This is a genomic window from Planktothrix sp., from assembly GCF_046067725.1.
Classification (GTDB): domain Bacteria; phylum Cyanobacteriota; class Cyanobacteriia; order Cyanobacteriales; family Microcoleaceae; genus Planktothrix.
This window is the reverse complement of record NZ_JBJUDF010000354.1, coordinates 1-15977: the sequence shown is the minus strand read 5'-3', so window position 1 is coordinate 15977 and position 15977 is coordinate 1. Positions and strand designations below refer to the sequence as shown.

At 40.1% G+C, this 15977-nt stretch carries 14 protein-coding genes and 1 tRNA gene; 12 read left to right on the top strand and 3 right to left on the bottom strand.

Going from position 1 to position 15977, the window contains the following annotated elements; all coding sequences use genetic code 11:
- Positions 1-212: 212 nt before the first annotated feature.
- From ACKPEB_RS21875 to ACKPEB_RS21855, 5 genes are all read left to right on the top strand, one after another.
- Positions 213-422, top strand: coding sequence for a chlorophyll a/b-binding protein (locus tag ACKPEB_RS21875; protein WP_408967132.1), 210 nt, complete (start codon positions 213-215; stop codon positions 420-422).
- 201 nt (positions 423-623) lie between these two features.
- Positions 624-1589, top strand: coding sequence for a CobW family GTP-binding protein (locus ACKPEB_RS21870; RefSeq protein WP_408967131.1), 966 nt, complete (start codon positions 624-626; stop codon positions 1587-1589).
- Between the two features lie 84 nt (positions 1590-1673).
- Positions 1674-2312, top strand: coding sequence for a GTP cyclohydrolase I FolE (gene folE / locus ACKPEB_RS21865; RefSeq protein WP_408967130.1), 639 nt, complete (start codon positions 1674-1676; stop codon positions 2310-2312).
- Positions 2313-2552: 240 nt separating this feature from the next.
- Positions 2553-3521: a CobW family GTP-binding protein gene (locus ACKPEB_RS21860; RefSeq protein WP_408967129.1), complete on the top strand. Its 969-nt coding sequence runs from the start codon at positions 2553-2555 to the stop codon at positions 3519-3521.
- Position 3522: 1 nt separating this feature from the next.
- Entirely contained in the window at positions 3523-4587 is a 1065-nt protein-coding gene (locus ACKPEB_RS21855; protein WP_408967128.1) for a WD40 repeat domain-containing protein, read from the top strand.
- Between the two features lie 19 nt (positions 4588-4606).
- Here the strand turns inward: ACKPEB_RS21855 and ACKPEB_RS21850 are convergent, their stop codons facing one another.
- Positions 4607-5020, bottom strand: a complete 414-nt coding sequence (locus ACKPEB_RS21850; RefSeq protein ID WP_408967127.1) for a peptide chain release factor 1 — start codon at positions 5018-5020, stop codon at positions 4607-4609.
- Between the two features lie 71 nt (positions 5021-5091).
- Here ACKPEB_RS21850 and ACKPEB_RS21845 point away from each other — a divergent pair, with 71 nt between their 5' ends.
- Complete coding sequence (locus tag ACKPEB_RS21845) at positions 5092-5295, top strand: hypothetical protein (RefSeq protein ID WP_408967126.1); 204 nt, start codon at positions 5092-5094, stop codon at positions 5293-5295.
- Positions 5296-5374: 79 nt separating this feature from the next.
- Here the strand turns inward: ACKPEB_RS21845 and ACKPEB_RS21840 are convergent, their stop codons facing one another.
- The gene (locus tag ACKPEB_RS21840; RefSeq protein ID WP_408967125.1) at positions 5375-7675 is read right to left on the bottom strand and encodes a polysaccharide biosynthesis tyrosine autokinase; all 2301 of its coding nucleotides are present in this window, start codon (positions 7673-7675) and stop codon (positions 5375-5377) included.
- Between the two features lie 100 nt (positions 7676-7775).
- Entirely contained in the window at positions 7776-9137 is a 1362-nt protein-coding gene (locus tag ACKPEB_RS21835) for an SLBB domain-containing protein (protein WP_408967675.1), read from the bottom strand.
- A gap of 537 nt (positions 9138-9674) precedes the next feature.
- Here ACKPEB_RS21835 and ACKPEB_RS21830 point away from each other — a divergent pair.
- The 6 genes from ACKPEB_RS21830 to ACKPEB_RS21805 form a co-directional block, all read left to right on the top strand.
- Entirely contained in the window at positions 9675-10886 is a 1212-nt protein-coding gene (locus ACKPEB_RS21830; protein ID WP_408967123.1) for a glycosyltransferase family 2 protein, read from the top strand.
- A gap of 42 nt (positions 10887-10928) precedes the next feature.
- On the top strand, positions 10929-12155 hold the full coding sequence (locus tag ACKPEB_RS21825) for a glycosyltransferase family 4 protein (protein WP_408967122.1): 1227 nt from the start codon (positions 10929-10931) through the stop codon (positions 12153-12155).
- Between the two features lie 45 nt (positions 12156-12200).
- Positions 12201-12272: transfer RNA gene (locus ACKPEB_RS21820), tRNA-Val, on the top strand.
- A gap of 117 nt (positions 12273-12389) precedes the next feature.
- Complete coding sequence (locus tag ACKPEB_RS21815; protein WP_408967121.1) at positions 12390-15068, top strand: type I restriction-modification enzyme R subunit C-terminal domain-containing protein; 2679 nt, start codon at positions 12390-12392, stop codon at positions 15066-15068.
- Positions 15069-15316: 248 nt separating this feature from the next.
- Positions 15317-15613 (top strand): GIY-YIG nuclease family protein, encoded by a 297-nt coding sequence (locus ACKPEB_RS21810; protein ID WP_408967120.1) that lies wholly within the window; start codon positions 15317-15319, stop codon positions 15611-15613.
- Positions 15614-15770: 157 nt separating this feature from the next.
- Positions 15771-15977 (top strand): type I restriction-modification system subunit M N-terminal domain-containing protein (locus tag ACKPEB_RS21805; protein ID WP_408967119.1); only part of this gene is annotated, 207 nt, incomplete at its 3' end.

Sequence of the window (15977 nt, the reverse complement as noted above, 5' to 3'; positions counted from 1 at the left end):
ATTGCAGTCACAATTCCCCGTCTACACGCTTTAAATCATTAAGCCTGAAGCTGCTCTGGGGTTAGTTATCCTAACTTATTTTAATTAATTTGATCAATGGGCTATACGAGTTTAATGATTTGCAAGGAGTTTCCAGGAATTGTTAATGGCTTGTAATACTTCGTTACATTATGTTATATTTCTTAACAAGATCATTCCAAGAGGAAACAACGATGAATCGTGGACAAGTTATCGAAGAAGGCGGACGGGCGAATATCTATGCCGTTGAACCTCGGATGTATGTGGATGACAGCGCTCGCTTTGGTTTTAATGAACATTCAGAAAAACTTAATGGTCGGTTAGCGATGATTGGTTTTGTCTCAGCTTTAGTGCTGGAAGCCTTAACCGGACATGGTGTGATCAGTTGGTTAATGAGTCTGTGAACGATTTAGATTGTCCCAAATCCTCGATAACCGTCAAGATTTGGGACTCTACCCCTTGTTAATCTTCAGTTGATCTCAATCAGTTGCTTTCTACCTGGGCTAACTTTGATCTAATAATGAGAATGATTATTATTCTCTTCAATTAGGACAGATTCTTTTATGGTGAAGGACTCAGACTGGCCAACGCTTCCGAAGCGAGGAATGCCAGTCACAATTGTGACGGGTTTTTTAGGAAGTGGGAAAACCACCGTTTTAAATCATATTCTCAGCCATGCTAATGATTTAAAGATAGCGGTTTTAGTCAATGAATTTGGCGACATTAATATTGATAGTCAGTTGTTAATACAAGGGAATGAAGATGGGATTGTAGAATTAAGTAATGGTTGTATTTGCTGCACCATTAATGAGAACTTAGTTGATGCAGTTTATCGTGTTTTAGAACGGGATGATCGCGTTGATTATATGGTCATTGAAACCACAGGAGTTGCCGATCCTTTACCGATTATTCTTTCTTTTTTAGGAACGGAACTGCGGGATTTAATTCAAGTGGATTCGATCTTAACTGTTGTGGATGCGGAAGCTTTTACACCGGAGCATTTTGAGAGTGAAGCCGCCCTTAAACAAATTATTTACGGCGACATGATTTTACTCAATAAAACTGATCTGGTTCCCCAAGACAAACTCGAAGAATTAGAGAAGTATATTAAGGGGGTAAAACCTGTGGCGAGAATTCTTCATACTCAGTACGGACAGGTTGCATTACCTTTAATTATTGATGCTCGTCTGCATCAGATTGACGCTTGGGAGGATGAGTATCACGATCATGATCATGATCACCATTCCCATCACGATCATGATCACCATAAGCATTCCCATCACCTAGAGAATGATGGTTTTGTATCCGTTTCTTTTGAAAGCGATCGCCCGTTTGATCTTAGAAAATTTGAAGCGTTTCTAAGTGATGAATTGCCATCGGAGGTGTTTCGGGCTAAAGGAATTCTTTGGTTTAGTGAGAGCGAATTGCGTCACATCTTTCAACTGAGTGGCCCTCGCTATAACATTAATGCAGAAGAATGGCAAACCTCACCAAAAAACCAAATTGTCTTGATTGGGCGAAAGCTGAATGCTGATACTGTGTGCCAAAAATTAAGCGATTGTCTCGTTTAATAGGGACGGTCGGATGCGGTGGAGAATTGCCCCCGTTTGTGTTGTTGATTTTGTTGTTAAAAATTATCAAGTTTTACTGAAGCCATGACTTTATCTTTTTCCCCAGATGATCTTCGCGATCAAGGAATTATCACTGAACATAAACCTCCGGTTTCCGAAGAAGAAATGCGTCAAGCGGTGCGGACATTACTGTTAGGATTGGGAGAAGATCCGGATCGGGAAGGACTGCGAGACACGCCGAAACGAGTGGTTAAAGCGTTGAAATTTCTGACTTCGGGTTATTATCAATCTTTGGATGAACTGCTGAATGGGGCAGTTTTTCACGAAGAAACTAACGAAATGGTGTTAGTTCGAGATATTGATTTATTTAGTTCTTGTGAACATCATATTCTGCCGATTATTGGCAAAGCTCATGTTGCTTATATTCCGAATGGAAAAGTAATTGGGTTGTCTAAAATTGCGCGAATTTGTGAAATGTATGCTCGTCGTCTCCAAGTTCAAGAACGTTTAACGGATCAAATTGCAGAAGCGTTAAACGGTTTATTAAAACCTCAAGGTGTTGCTGTTGTTGTGGAAGCGACTCATATGTGTATGGTGATGCGTGGGGTACAAAAAGCCGGGTCTTGGACTGTGACGAGTTCCATGCGAGGTATTTTTGTTGATGATCCTCGGACTCGTCAAGAATTTATGAGTTTGATCCGCCACAATCCATCTTTTCAATAGTAATTAAGAATTAAGAATTAGGGAACAGGGAAGAAACACTGATTACTGATTACTGATTTAAGGGCAGGATTTGATTTTGGGATATTGAATAAAAAGTCATGTATATACTCAGCCTGAGCAAAAAAATGCATTACCTCTTAAAACGGCGGTGGTGTCAAGACTTTTGTCTCTTAACTCCGATGCACGAGATTTTCGTTCATGATAATCGTTATCATTTTATAAAATAAGTTGTGTAGGGTTATGATGGAAACTGAAACGATGGTTCCTGTTACGGTTCTTACTGGTTACTTAGGAGCCGGAAAAACGACACTACTGAATCGGATTCTGACCTACGAGCATGGCAAAAAAGTAGCCGTGATCATCAATGAATTTGGGGAAGTGGGAATTGATAACCAACTGGTGATCGATGCAGATGAAGAAATTTTTGAAATGAATAATGGCTGTATTTGTTGTACGGTGCGGGGGGATTTGATTCGCATCATTGGTAACTTAATGAAACGACGGGATAAATTTGATCATTTGGTGATTGAAACCACAGGGTTAGCTGATCCGGCTCCCGTAATTCAAACCTTTTTTATGGATGAAGATATGCGGGAGCAAACCCAATTAGATGCGGTGGTGACGGTGGTTGATACGAAACATATCTCGCAACATTGGGACGCGGAGGAAGTACAAGAACAAATTGCGTTTGCGGATGTAATTTTGTTGAATAAAGTTGATCTCGTGGAAGCAGCTAATCTTAATGAACTAGAACAACGAATTCGGGGGATGAATGCGATGGCTAAAATTTACCGCACCCGTAATTCTGAAGTTGAGATGGATGCGATCTTAGGCGTGAATGCCTTTGATCTGAATCAAGCGCTAGAAATTGATCCCGAATTTCTGAGTGAAACGGCTCATGAACATGACGAAACAGTGAGTTCGATGGCGTTGGTGGAGTCTCAGCCATTGGATGGAGAAAAACTAAATATCTGGATGGGTGAGTTATTAAGAACTCATGGGCCAGATATTTTTCGGATGAAAGGAATTCTGAATATTGCGGGAGAGGAACATCGGATGGTGTTTCAAGGGGTGCATATGTTCTTTGATGGGAAAGCGGATCGGCTTTGGAAGCCAGGAGAAACCCGTAAAAGTGAATTAGTGTTTATCGGTCGCCATTTGGAAGACATGAGTTTAACGGAAAGTTTCCGAGCTTGTGTGGTGAATTAATATGCCCAAAAAGCAAGATCTGTTAGAACTACAGTGGAGTTCTTCGCTGTCGGAATATGTGACGGCGATCGCTTGGTCTAACCAAGGTCAAACCTTGGCAGCAAGTTCGGCGTCTGGAGAAATTGTCATTTATCACGGAGACAGTGGGGAAGCGATTCAATTACAGGCGGGTTGCGGTCAATCCATTAATTGCTTAAGCTTCTCGGTGAATGGGGAGTTTTTGGCAACAGCCGGACAGGAGGGGATTGTTCGGATCTGGCAGATGGATACGAATCCGCCCCAGTTGTGGAGTGAATTAGAATATCAGCGAGTCTGGATTGATCGCTTGGAATGGCATCCTCAAGATCCTGAACTGGTGTTTAGTTTGGGTCGCTATGCACAGGTGTGGAATGTTCCAACCAAAGAGATTCTAACAACGTTGAATTTTGAATGGTCATCGGTGCTGGATTTAACTTGGCATCCTCAAGGGAAGGATCTAGCGCTGAGTGGGAATCAAGGGATTAAGATCTGGAAGCGAGAGGATTGGGATAACGATCCGCAGGTTTGGCACACGGGGACGGTGAATCAAGCAATCGCTTGGTCGAGTGATGGTGATTATTTGGCATCGGGAAATCGGGATCGGACGTTGTTGGTTTGGCAATGGGGGAATCCTTATCCTTGGCAAATGCAGGGGTTTCCGGGTAAAGTGGGTCAACTGGCTTGGTCAAAACCGACAGCCCAACTCAAAACTCCTCTGCTGGCGACGATGAGTTCAACGGCGGTTGTTGTTTGGCAGAAAAGTGTTGATGAGGCGGTAGGTTGGGAGGCCAAGGTGTTAGACTGGCATACTCAGAAGGTGAATGCGATCGCGTTTAAACCGGGGTCATTGCTGTTGACATCGGCGTCAGAAGATGGTCGAGTTTATTTATCGCAAAATACGAACCGGGTTGGTCAAATGTTAAAGGGCGCGCCTCAAGGGTTTTCTTGTCTAAACTGGGATCCTCAAGGTCGATACTTAGCTGCTGGGGGGCAACATGGAGAGGTGTTAGTTTGGACAACAAGCCGTCGGGGTCAAGGATTCGGCTAGGTAGATCAAGGAAAGGAAGTTATCTCCAATAGGGTCTTCCTTTCCAGAATAAACCGATTAAAATGCCCATAATGGTGATTTGAGAGGTACTTAATAAGATGATGGGAGTTAAAATAGATTTATAGAGGAATAACGCGATTAATAAACACAGGAATAATACCCATAAACAGGTTGTATTGAGATAAACAGCAGAACGACGAATTTCGATTAAATAAATGGATAATGCCCCCACACCAACGCCGACGGCTAATAATACTAATAATCCGAATGGAGGCGCGTATAAAATTGCCATCATTCTTTTGATGGGTCGGGAGTGGGTAACGCCCCAAATGAGTATAATTTCTGCGATCGCGGTGATTAAATAAGTGAGAGCGACACTTTGTAGCAACGATGACCAAGGTAAGTTTTTGAAACGTTGGATAAACTTATTCATAGGGAAGATTTATTCTTTCAACCTAAAGATAGCTTAATCTAATGATTAATCAACTTGGAGAGGAGAAACCTGTGGAAACATCGATTAACTGTGCAGAAGCCTGCGTCAATGGCTGTATTTTAGGGGATCAATGTCCCAATCGAGAATATATTCCAGCTACTGAAAACTTTATTAGTAACACATCCTTAGATCAAATGTTAGAAATAGCAGAGGAGGCGATTCGCAAAAAAAGAATGCAGCCACCTACCTGGGTTTTACCCGATTTATCGGATTAAGTAAAGAGTCTCAGGTTTGAGCTTCTGGGTTTTAGGTGTAGGTGATGTTTGTTTCCTACACCCAACCTTTAAACTGGGCCTAAAGGCTTCTAACTTCTTGCTCTAAAGCAACAGTTTCATCAGGATTAAAAGATTGTGTTAAATAGAAAGGATAAGTGATAGAAGACTTAAGTTGAAGATGATTGATAATAACCCCAATACAAGGCATCCGATAGGTATCGAGTTGATCTAGTATTTTTCTAAAAACGGTTTTATGGGTTTTATGAACAGCCGCAACGAGAATCAGACCATCTAAATATTCCGACAAGAAAATAGCATCATTATATTGATGCAATTCCGCAGTATCATAAATCACTAAATCATAAGTTTGTTGCAAGGTCTCAACAAGATTTTGCATGGACTCTGAACCTAATAACTTAAAAGTATTTGCATAGGGAACACCGGCGGTTAAAATAAAGAGATTTTCAGATAAGGTTGTTCGTTGAATGACCGAATTGAGTGTAGCTTTCTCCGTTAATAAATCACTGAGACCTTTTTGATTAGAGACTCCTAAAACGGCATGAAGTTGGGGATAACGTAAATTAGCATCAACTAATAATACACGCTGTCCCATATTCGCAATTGTTTGTGCTAAGTGTAAGGCAATAGTTGATTTACCATCCTTAGATTCCGCCGAACAAATCCCAATAGAGCGAATTAAAGAATCGGCATACAGAAATCGAATATTAGCATAAACGTTATCAAAAGCGTGCAAAAATTCCGTCATTTTTTCTAACGAGCGACGTTGAGATTTTGCTAACCTTGACTCCTCCGACTTTTTATCAACTTTTAATTTAGAAGGAGCCGAAAAATTTTCGTACCGAGGAATTTCTCCTAAAAGAGGAACTTGAACCCAATCGGTGAGATCTTCTTTGGTATAAAAAATATTGCGAATTCGTTCTAAAAGAATTGATAATCCGATTCCCAATCCCAGTCCAGCACCTAATATCATGATCATGGTTTTCGTTGGGCTTTCAGTTTCTGAACCTATGGGAACACCTTTGGCATCGGAAACTAGACTAGGTTTAGCAATGACTTCCCAAGGGATATTATTTTGGGCTACTTCAATTCTTAATTTTTCTCGTTCATCTAAAAATATATTCAGTCGTTTATTGGTTAAATCAAGCTGTTGCTGAATGTCATTATATTCCCGAACAAGACCTGGAAAAAGTTGAGCTTTTTGAGCGACAGTATTCAGTGCTTGATTTAATCCTTGTAAGCGAACTTCTAAGGATTTGATTTGAAGATCTGTATCGATCAGTTGTGCAATTAATTTTTGGCGGATAGACGTTTGAAAAGACATGATAGAGGAACTGTCTTGCAGTTTTGTTAACTTTTCTCCCAAAATGCTTTCATTTTCTTTTTGTAACAAATTCAATAAATTAGCTTTTTGTTCCTTTAATTGTTTCAGTTCTGGGCTATTCAAATTGTAGGTAGCAGACTGAATTGCAATTTGCGTTTCAACAGTTTGTAAATTATTCAAGATTTGTTGACGAAATGGGCTTTCACTTAATGCCGAAGCTGCCACCGCTTCTTCAGGGGTAAATGTTAATTGCGTTTGCAGATATTGATATAAAGCTTTAAATTCTTGAAGTTGTCTATTAGTTTCTTTGCTTTGATTTTCCAGACTACGAACTTGGTCATATAAGACTTGTCCTCCTGCTATGGGGTCAAGTAACTCATACTGTTGTTGAATTTTTTGGAGCTTTCCTCGCTCTTCATTGGCTCGTTTTTGTAACTGGGGTAATTGCTCATCAATAAATTGTACACCTTGACTAATCCGAGTTTTCCGTTCATCTAAACTATATTTTAAGTATTTTTCTGCCGTTTTTTGTAAGATAAATAAAATTTGATCTGGATCTTCTCCTTCATAAGAAACTTCTAATATTTTAGTTTGGTCGTTACGACTTTTACTATTTACAACCCGTTCCAATTTTAAGTTTTTAGCTAAAGTACCCACTTTAAATTTAGGATAACGAGTTTGAATTTGTTCAGCAATACTATTTAAAATTTCAGGACTGGTCAAAATTCTAATTTGTGTCGCGTAATCCAGCGTAAAGTATTTATCGTTGGGTTGTCCATCGGTACGAGTAAATGTTAAAGGATCGGCTAATTTATCTTCAGTCGTTACAGGTTCAACTAACAATTGGAAATTGCCTTCATAAGTGGGTGGATTAGGTTCACCGATCAAAGGGAAACCCACAATTGTTGTGATTCCAGCCATTCCAATAACAAGAACAATATTTCGTTTTAATGTCCTCAAAATTGGGCGGATACCCCCACTGCCTTTTTTGACAATTCCTTCTTGTAGGCTATCAGAACTTTGAATGTCTTGTTGCATAGCGATTCTATACCCCAGCTAATGTTTAAACTACTGTTTCTTGTGTTCTCCTCACGCGCTCATTTCTGATCTTAAACCTTCCCTGGACGAAAGCTATTTGTTAATCACTGTTGCTATTACTATTAGGAATTAACCGATCAAAGAAATTATACAAGCCAAATAAATTAGAGATTGGTGATAGCAATTCTGTCGTTTGATCGGTCACTTTAGTCACCCAAGAACGAGCAACAACAATCACATCATTATGATGCAAGACCGGGTTATTTTCATCGGTATTTCCCAAGGCAAAATTGACTCGAATTTTTCTGCGAGTTACAGAACCATTAGGATTCAGACGAATGAGTTCCACTGAGTGTTGATTAGCGCGGCGAAGATTGAAACTCCCGGCGGCTAATAATGCTTGATTGAGGGGGGTATTAGGAGGAATTTGGATTAAACCTGGTCTAGCAATCTCCCCAACAATATTAACGCCAATACTAGCTCGTGAAAAGCTGGCATTACTTAACTGTTCAAACTCAGTCGGATCAGGAGTTGTGGCTTTAGGAATAATAATTGTATCTCCCTGTTGTAAATAGAGATCTTGGTTAATATCTCCTGATTGCAACAGTTTCCAAAGATCCACTTTTGTAGTTTGTATTCCAGTTTTAGTGAGACGTTGGACTTCAATATTGCGAACATCCGCCATATAAGTAATTCCTCCAGCCGTTTGAATCGCGCGAGTGACGGTCGGTAATTCGGTTTTGACAATTCTTAGTCCTACTCCTCCACTGCCGGTATCAATTCCTCCGTCTTGATTCAAGGAATAAGCACCCGGACGAGCGACTTCTCCGACCACGACCACTTGAATCGATTGACTCGGAGGTGTTGATAAACTCGAAGACACGATCTGACGGACTTGAGCTGGCTCGAAGTTGGTGAGGGTTGGAATAAAAATACTGTCTCCATCTCGGAGAATCGGATCTTGGTTTAAATCTCCTTTATCTAATAATATTCCTAGATTGATTGTGACAACGGGTTGACGAGGATCAGCACGTCGTAGTTGCACTAAAGTGAGATTAGCTGATTGGGTAATCCCTCCGGCGGTTTGAATGGCTTGGCTGAGTCGAGCAAATTGTTGACCATTAGATAAATTATAGGAACCGGGACGACTGACTTCACCCGCAATCGCAATTTGTACAGGACGAGGTGCGATTAAATTAACCGTAATCATCGGTTGTCGGAGTATATTGGAATATCTTTGAGCAATGATGGTTTGAGTTTGGGGAATGGTTAAACCCACAACAGAGAGTGCCCCAATTCCTTGCAAATTAATGGTTCCATCCGTCAGTACCAATTGTTCACCACTATATTGTTGTACACCGAACACATTCACTTGAATGCGATCGCCGACTCCTAATAGATAAGGGAAATCCTGAGGCGGATTTTCTAAGCCCTGTTCAGGTGGTGGAGGAGCGGAATTCACTTGGGGAGGGATCTGTGCCTTAACAGTTAGGGTGGAGATCGCGGGAACTCCTAAACCTAAAATTAAGTAAATCAGGGAACAACTAACACATCGAGAAAACATATAATAATTTAGATGCCAATTAAAAAATAGACCGATCAATCAAGTAATCTAGCACGTTCCAAATTTTGACTTCAGTATTTTTTGATTTCTAATCATAGCTTATCCTATTCATCCCAATTCGACTCTAGCTTAAGTCAAGTCTTCTGTGATCTAGCACCAATAATAGCAAGGATGCACCCTAAATGACCTAATCTGGCTATAAGGAGCAAGCCTAAATCAAAGCTAAGGCAAGGAATTCTGCTGCCTTGTTGTTGTTTTAAATCTTTTAAACTTTTGCAGGTCTAGCCACGAGAATAACGCCTATTAATCCTAAAAAATGTAAAAAACTGTAAAACTTCTGTAAAGTTTTTCTGACAAAGGAAGGTTAATGACTTTAAGGTTAGGGTGAAAAAAGATATGATAACCCTTTAACCCCTTTAAAATTGATTCCGACTGATGAGCCTAGCAATTCTACTCACGATTGGATTAACACTGATGACTGTGGCTTTAGCCATTCCCATCTTAGTGTTTTTGATTGAATGTATTGCTGCATGGATTCAGAAAGATCAACACCCGCAAATCCTGAACACTGCTGTTCCTCAAATTGCGATTTTAATTGCTGCCCACAATGAAGAATTCGGCATTGAAGCGACATTAAACACGATTCTACCTCAAGTTAATTTTAAACATCAAGTGATCGTAATTGCCGATAACTGCACCGATGCCACAGCCTCCATCGCTCGTCAATTGGGAACAACGGTGTTAGAACGTCAGGATTTAAACCATCAAGGCAAAGGCTATGCTTTAGATTATGGTTTAAGCTTTTTAGCCCAAAATCCACCGGATGTGGTCGTCATGATCGATGCAGATTGCCATATTGAGTCCGGTTCTATTGCTAAAATTGCTCAACAGGCGATGGTTAAACAGCGACCTATCCAATCCATGTATTTAATGGAAACGCCCCAAAATCCAACTCCCAAAGATTCTATTTCCGCCTTTGCGTTTTTAGTTAAAAATTGGGTTCGTCCTCAAGGATTAGCTCGGTTAGGATTTCCCTGTCTGCTAACGGGGACTGGAATGGCATTTCCTTGGTCAGTGATTTGTCAAGTATCCCTAGCGAGTTCTAATCTGGTAGAAGATATGCAACTGGGGATTGATTTAGCATTATCAGGAGCATCTCCTCTATTTTGTGAAGACGCTAAAACCTTGGGAATTTTACCTATCCAAGAAACCGCAGCCACAACTCAAAGAACCCGTTGGGAACATGGACACTTAAACACCTTATTGACTCAAGTTACACCCTTGATAGTCGCTTCTATTCGTCAACAACGCCTGGATTTATTAGCAATTGCGTTAGACCTTTGTGTGCCTCCCTTAGCTTTATTAGTTCTGTTATGGACTGCGACTTTAATTGCCAGTATCGGGGTGGCAATCTTCAATATTTCTGTCTTCCCCTTCTACTGTTTAGCTTTTGAAGGAATACTATTATTAATTGCCATTCTTCTAACTTGGTTTAAGTTTGGTCGTTCGATTCTATCCTTAAAAACGTTGCTGAGTATTCCCTTTTATATTCTGTGGAAATTACCGATGTATTTTAATTTCTTGAAAAAACCCCAACAGGAATGGGTCAGAACTCAACGAGATACAATTCCCTCTTCAGAAGCTTAATTTCTAAACGTTAATCGACACCCCTGCATCGCCTTAAACCGCATGAAACTTGCTTATCTAATTAATCAATATCCAAAAGTTAGTCATAGTTTTATTCGTCGAGAAATCTTAGCCGTTGAAGCTCAAGGAATAGAGATCAGTCGGTTCTCAATTCGTTCTTTGGAATCCGAATTAATTGATCCCGCCGATCAACAGGAATTTGAAAAAACTCGGTTTATTTTAAAAGTTGGAATTTGGGGTTTACTGAGTCATTTATTACAAGTCGGACTCACCCATCCTCAACGTTTATGGCAAGCTGGATGGTTAGCATTAAAAATGGGTTTGGGTTCAGAACGAGGTGTTTTTCTACACGGTATTTATCTCGCTGAAGCTTGTGTTTTATTCCATTGGTTATCTCAAGACCAAATTGACCATCTTCATGTTCATTTTGGCACTAATTCAGCCACCGTTGCCTTATTATGTCATGTTTTAGGCGGCCCCCCTTATAGTATGACGATACATGGGCCGGAGGAATTTGATAAAGTAGGGGCGATCGCATTACCCGAAAAAATCAAACGCGCTAAATTTGTAGTCGCCATTAGTTCCTTTGGAAAAAGTCAATGTCAACGCTGGTGTAATTATCAAGATTGGTCAAAAATTCAGATTGTCCATTGTGGTGTTGATCCGCTATTTTTAGACTATTCTTTTGTTGAATTACCTTCAGAACGTCGTTTAGTTTGTGTCGGTCGTTTAAGTGAACAAAAAGGTCATTTATTATTAGTAGAAGCCGTTAGTCAACTGATCAAGGCTGGATTTGAGTTTAAATTAATTTTTGTGGGAGACGGCCCCTTAAGAAATGAGATAGAACAATTAATTAATCGTTTAGGGTTAGAAAATTATATTGAAATAACAGGTTGGGCAACCAATACTCAAGTGCAACAACAGATTTTATCCTCCCAAGTGTTTGTATTACCCAGTTTTGCGGAAGGCTTACCCGTTGTTTTGATGGAAGCCTTAGCGTTATCTCGTCCGGTGATTAGTACCTATATTGCAGGAATTCCCGAATTAGTCGAACCTGGAAAAAATGGTTGGTTAGTTCCTGCGGGATCTTTAGACGATTTAACCCAAGCGCTCAAAACCGCTTTAACAACTCCTATAGAAGAATTAACAACCATGGGCAAATTCGGAGCTCTGAAAGTGGCTGAACATCACAATATCAACCTTGAAGCCCAAAAACTGATTCGCTTATTTCAAGGGGACTCAATCCTCAATCCCCAACTTAAACCGTAAGGGGTTGTCAATCCAGAAAAGGTGTGTTATATTAATAAATTGTGCGGGCGATTAGCACAGTGGTAGCGCACTTCCTTCACACGGAAGGGGTCACAGGTTCAAATCCTGTATCGCCCATTTAGACGATAATCCTGTAAACCCTTCAGTGTAAAGCAACTGCCCTACCACTGTAGTAATCACCCCTCATTGCGTACAAAGCAAATATTCTTTCATTGTACGCAATCACAAGAACAAATGAGCAAGGAATCAGAGTGGAAAACCCGACAACAGAGGATTAACACTAAACTTAGGTTAGTCAATCCCCAGTGGACGATTATCCAATATCGAGAGGGGTTAGATACTTCCACGCTTCAACATCATGCTGTTGAGGAATATCCCACAGCAAACGGCCCTGCGGATTATGCGTTATTTGTGAAAGGGCAACTTCAGGGTATTATTGAAGCTAAAAAAGTATCTGTTGGCGCACAAAATGTCCTTGAACAAGCAAAACGCTACTCACGAGGTTCTTTTGAGGGTGTAGGAAATTGGCGGGGTTATCGAGTTCCTTTTCTTTACTCGACTAATGGAGAAATCATTTATTTTTTAGATATTAGAAACGAACGGAATATCTCTCGAAAAATCACAAATTTCCACACTCCCGATGCTTTAACAGAAAAATTTGAAACTGATCAAACTGCAAGCTATACTCGATTACAAAATACTCCCATCCAACGCATTGATAGGCTGCGACCCTACCAAAAAGATGCGATCGCAGCAACAGAAACAGGAATCATCCAAGGTAAACGCGCTTTACTGGTTGCTATGGCGACGGGGACAGGGAAAACCTTTGTTACAGTCGCCCAAATTTATCGGCTTTTAGAAGCTAAAGTTGCCAAACGGATTTTATTTTTAGTTGACCGCAGAGCTTTAGCAGCGCAGGCGGTCAGAACCTTTGCTTCCTTTAATACCCCCAGGGGAAATAAATTTAATCAAGAATACGAGATCTATAGTCAACGGTTTCGGCGAGAAGATTTTGGCGAAGATGAACCATTTGATCCGCAAGTTTTACCGAGTTCTTATTTAACAGCCCCTCAAGCGAATCATACCTTCGTTTATGTTTCAACCATTCAACGGATGAGCATTAATCTGTTTGGGAAAGGTAGCATTGATCCGGCTGAAGATGGAGATCTTGAGGATGAAGGAGATGCCGAAAAATTAGATATTCCGATTCATGCGTTTGATTTAATTATTGCGGATGAATGTCATCGAGGATATACTGCCAAAGAAACCAGCACTTGGCGAAATACTCTTGATTATTTTGATGCGATTAAAATTGGATTAACCGCAACTCCAGCCACCCATACCTTATCTTTATTTAAAGAGGTAATTTATCGTTATACCACTGAACAAGCGATCACCGATGGTTATTTAGTAGATTATGAAGCAGTTTATATCAATTCTAAGATTCGCATCAATGGAGCGTTTCTGCGAGAAGGAGAACAAGTCGGCGTAGTTGATACCGAAACCGGACAGGAGATCTACGACGAGTTAGAAGATGAACGAGAGTTTTCAACAACCGATATAGAACGTAAAATTACAGTACCGGATAGTAATCGAAAAATTATTCGAGAAATTGCGACTTATGCAGAAAAGCATGAACAAGAAACGGGGAATTTTCCGAGAATTTTAATTTTTGCGGTTAATGATTTACCCCATCGATCCCATGCGGATCAAATTGTTGGAATCTGTAAAGAAATTTTTGGGAGAGGCGATGATTTTGTTCAAAAAATTACCGGAAGTCCGAGTGTTGATCGACCTTTGCAAAAAATTCGAGAATTTCGCAATCGTCCTCAACCTAAAATAGCCGTAACCGTTGATATGTTGACAACGGGGGTCGATATTCCAAGTTTAGAATTTGTCGTGTTTATGCGTCCGGTCAAATCTCGGATTCTCTGGGTGCAAATGTTAGGACGGGGAACAAGGCTTTGTGATGAAATTAATAAAACTCACTTTAAAATTTTTGATTGTTTTGGTGGTTCTTTGATAGAATATTTTGCTAAAACAACGGATTTTAATATCGAACCACCGCGCAAAGATCCAGTTCCAGTTAAGACTGTAATTCAGAAGATTTATCAAAATATTGACCGAGATTATCAGGTGAAATCTTTAGTCAAGCGTTTCCAACGAATTAACCGAGGGATGAGTGATGAGGCGCGACATCTGTTTGCAAATTATATTCCTGATGGGGATATGGGTAGATTGGCAGGGGAGTTAACCCAAAAAATTGAGCAGGATTTTACGAATACTTTTAAACTCTTGCAAAATCAAGGATTTCAAGATTTATTAGAAAATTATCCAAGAGCTAAACAGAGTTTTATTATTGCTTATGAACAGGAAGATACTGTTACCTCTGAAATTAAAATTCAAGGACAAAAACCTGAAGATTATTTAGACAGTTTTTGCCGTTTTGTCCGAGAAAATCCTGAACAGATCGAAGCGATCGCAATTTTACTACAACGCCCGAAAGATTGGAAACCAGAAGCCCTCAACGAACTACGGGAAAAACTGGGGCGAAACCAGTTTCGAGAACCAGATCTTCAACGGGTGACTCAGTTGGTGCATAATAAAGCTTTAGCGGATATCATCTCAATCGTGAAACGGGCTGCCCGTGCTGAGGAACCGATTTACACGGCGACGGAGCGAGTAGACAAAGCGATCGCATCTGTGATGGTGGGTAAGTCGTTTACTGAGGAGCAGTTGAAATGGTTGGGTTATATCCGAGAGCATTTGATCCAAAATCTCACAATTGAGATAGATGATTTTGAATATGCGCCAATTTTTGAACGAGTTGGGGGTAAAGGAAAGGCGAAAAAAGTGTTTTTAGATGGACTGGAAGCATTGATAGAAGAAATTAATGCTGCGATTGCTGCTTAATTCTGTTAGGTTGTCATCCTGAGTGAAACGAAGGATCTCGGAGATTCTTCACTGCGTTCAGAATGACAGTTGAACGTTGTCATCCTGAGTGAAACGGAGGATCTCGGAGATTCTTCACTGCGTTCAGAATGACAGTTGAACATTGTCATCCTGAGTGAAGCGAAGGATCTCGGAGATTTTGAGCGGTGGTAACAGTTTCTTTCACTACACTCAGGATTTAAAATGACATTGAGGCTGTCATTTTTCCTATGAATACAAAAGAGTATTATGTCTACATCATGACCAATAAATCTGGAACTCTTTACACAGGTGTTACCAATAATCTACAACGTAGGGTATATGAACACAAAAATAAACTTATACCTGGATTTACTTCTAAGTACAATATCAATAAACTGGTTTATTGGGAAGAAACTTCAGATGTTACAAGTGCGATCGCTCGTGAGAAACAAATAAAAGGCTGGACAAGAGCTAAAAAAATTAGTTTAATTCAGTTACAAAACCCACAGTGGATTGATTTAAGTTTTGATTGGTTTAAGGAATAATATTAATGACATTGCAATTGTCATCCTGAGACTCAGGTTGTCATCCTGAGCGAAGCGAAGGAACTCAGAGATTGTTCACTTCGTTCACAATGACATTGCAATTGTCATCCTGAGTGCAACGAAGGATCTCAAAATTAGGTTTTAAAATAAAATTATTATGTCTGATGTTGTTAATAAATTGTGGGGTTTTTGTCATACCCTGCGCCATGATGGAATCGATTATGGCGACTATATTGAACAATTGACTTATCTGCTATTTCTGAAAATGGCTGATGAGAAGGGAATTGATATTCCTAGAATTAAGATTTTTAGGGATAAAAGCAAATGGGAAGACAGAACTAACCTTGAGTCAAACTCAACTCAG

Coding starts and splice junctions, on each gene's coding strand:
- ACKPEB_RS21875 (WP_408967132.1), top strand. CDS start 213: ATGAATCGTGGACAAGTTATCGAAGAAGGCGGACGGGCGAATATCTAT.
- ACKPEB_RS21870 (WP_408967131.1), top strand. CDS start 624: ATGCCAGTCACAATTGTGACGGGTTTTTTAGGAAGTGGGAAAACCACC.
- folE (WP_408967130.1), top strand. CDS start 1,674: ATGACTTTATCTTTTTCCCCAGATGATCTTCGCGATCAAGGAATTATC.
- ACKPEB_RS21860 (WP_408967129.1), top strand. CDS start 2,553: ATGATGGAAACTGAAACGATGGTTCCTGTTACGGTTCTTACTGGTTAC.
- ACKPEB_RS21855 (WP_408967128.1), top strand. CDS start 3,523: ATGCCCAAAAAGCAAGATCTGTTAGAACTACAGTGGAGTTCTTCGCTG.
- ACKPEB_RS21850 (WP_408967127.1), bottom strand. CDS start 5,020: ATGAATAAGTTTATCCAACGTTTCAAAAACTTACCTTGGTCATCGTTG.
- ACKPEB_RS21840 (WP_408967125.1), bottom strand. CDS start 7,675: ATGCAACAAGACATTCAAAGTTCTGATAGCCTACAAGAAGGAATTGTC.
- ACKPEB_RS21830 (WP_408967123.1), top strand. CDS start 9,675: ATGAGCCTAGCAATTCTACTCACGATTGGATTAACACTGATGACTGTG.
- ACKPEB_RS21825 (WP_408967122.1), top strand. CDS start 10,929: ATGAAACTTGCTTATCTAATTAATCAATATCCAAAAGTTAGTCATAGT.
- ACKPEB_RS21815 (WP_408967121.1), top strand. CDS start 12,390: ATGAGCAAGGAATCAGAGTGGAAAACCCGACAACAGAGGATTAACACT.
- ACKPEB_RS21810 (WP_408967120.1), top strand. CDS start 15,317: ATGAATACAAAAGAGTATTATGTCTACATCATGACCAATAAATCTGGA.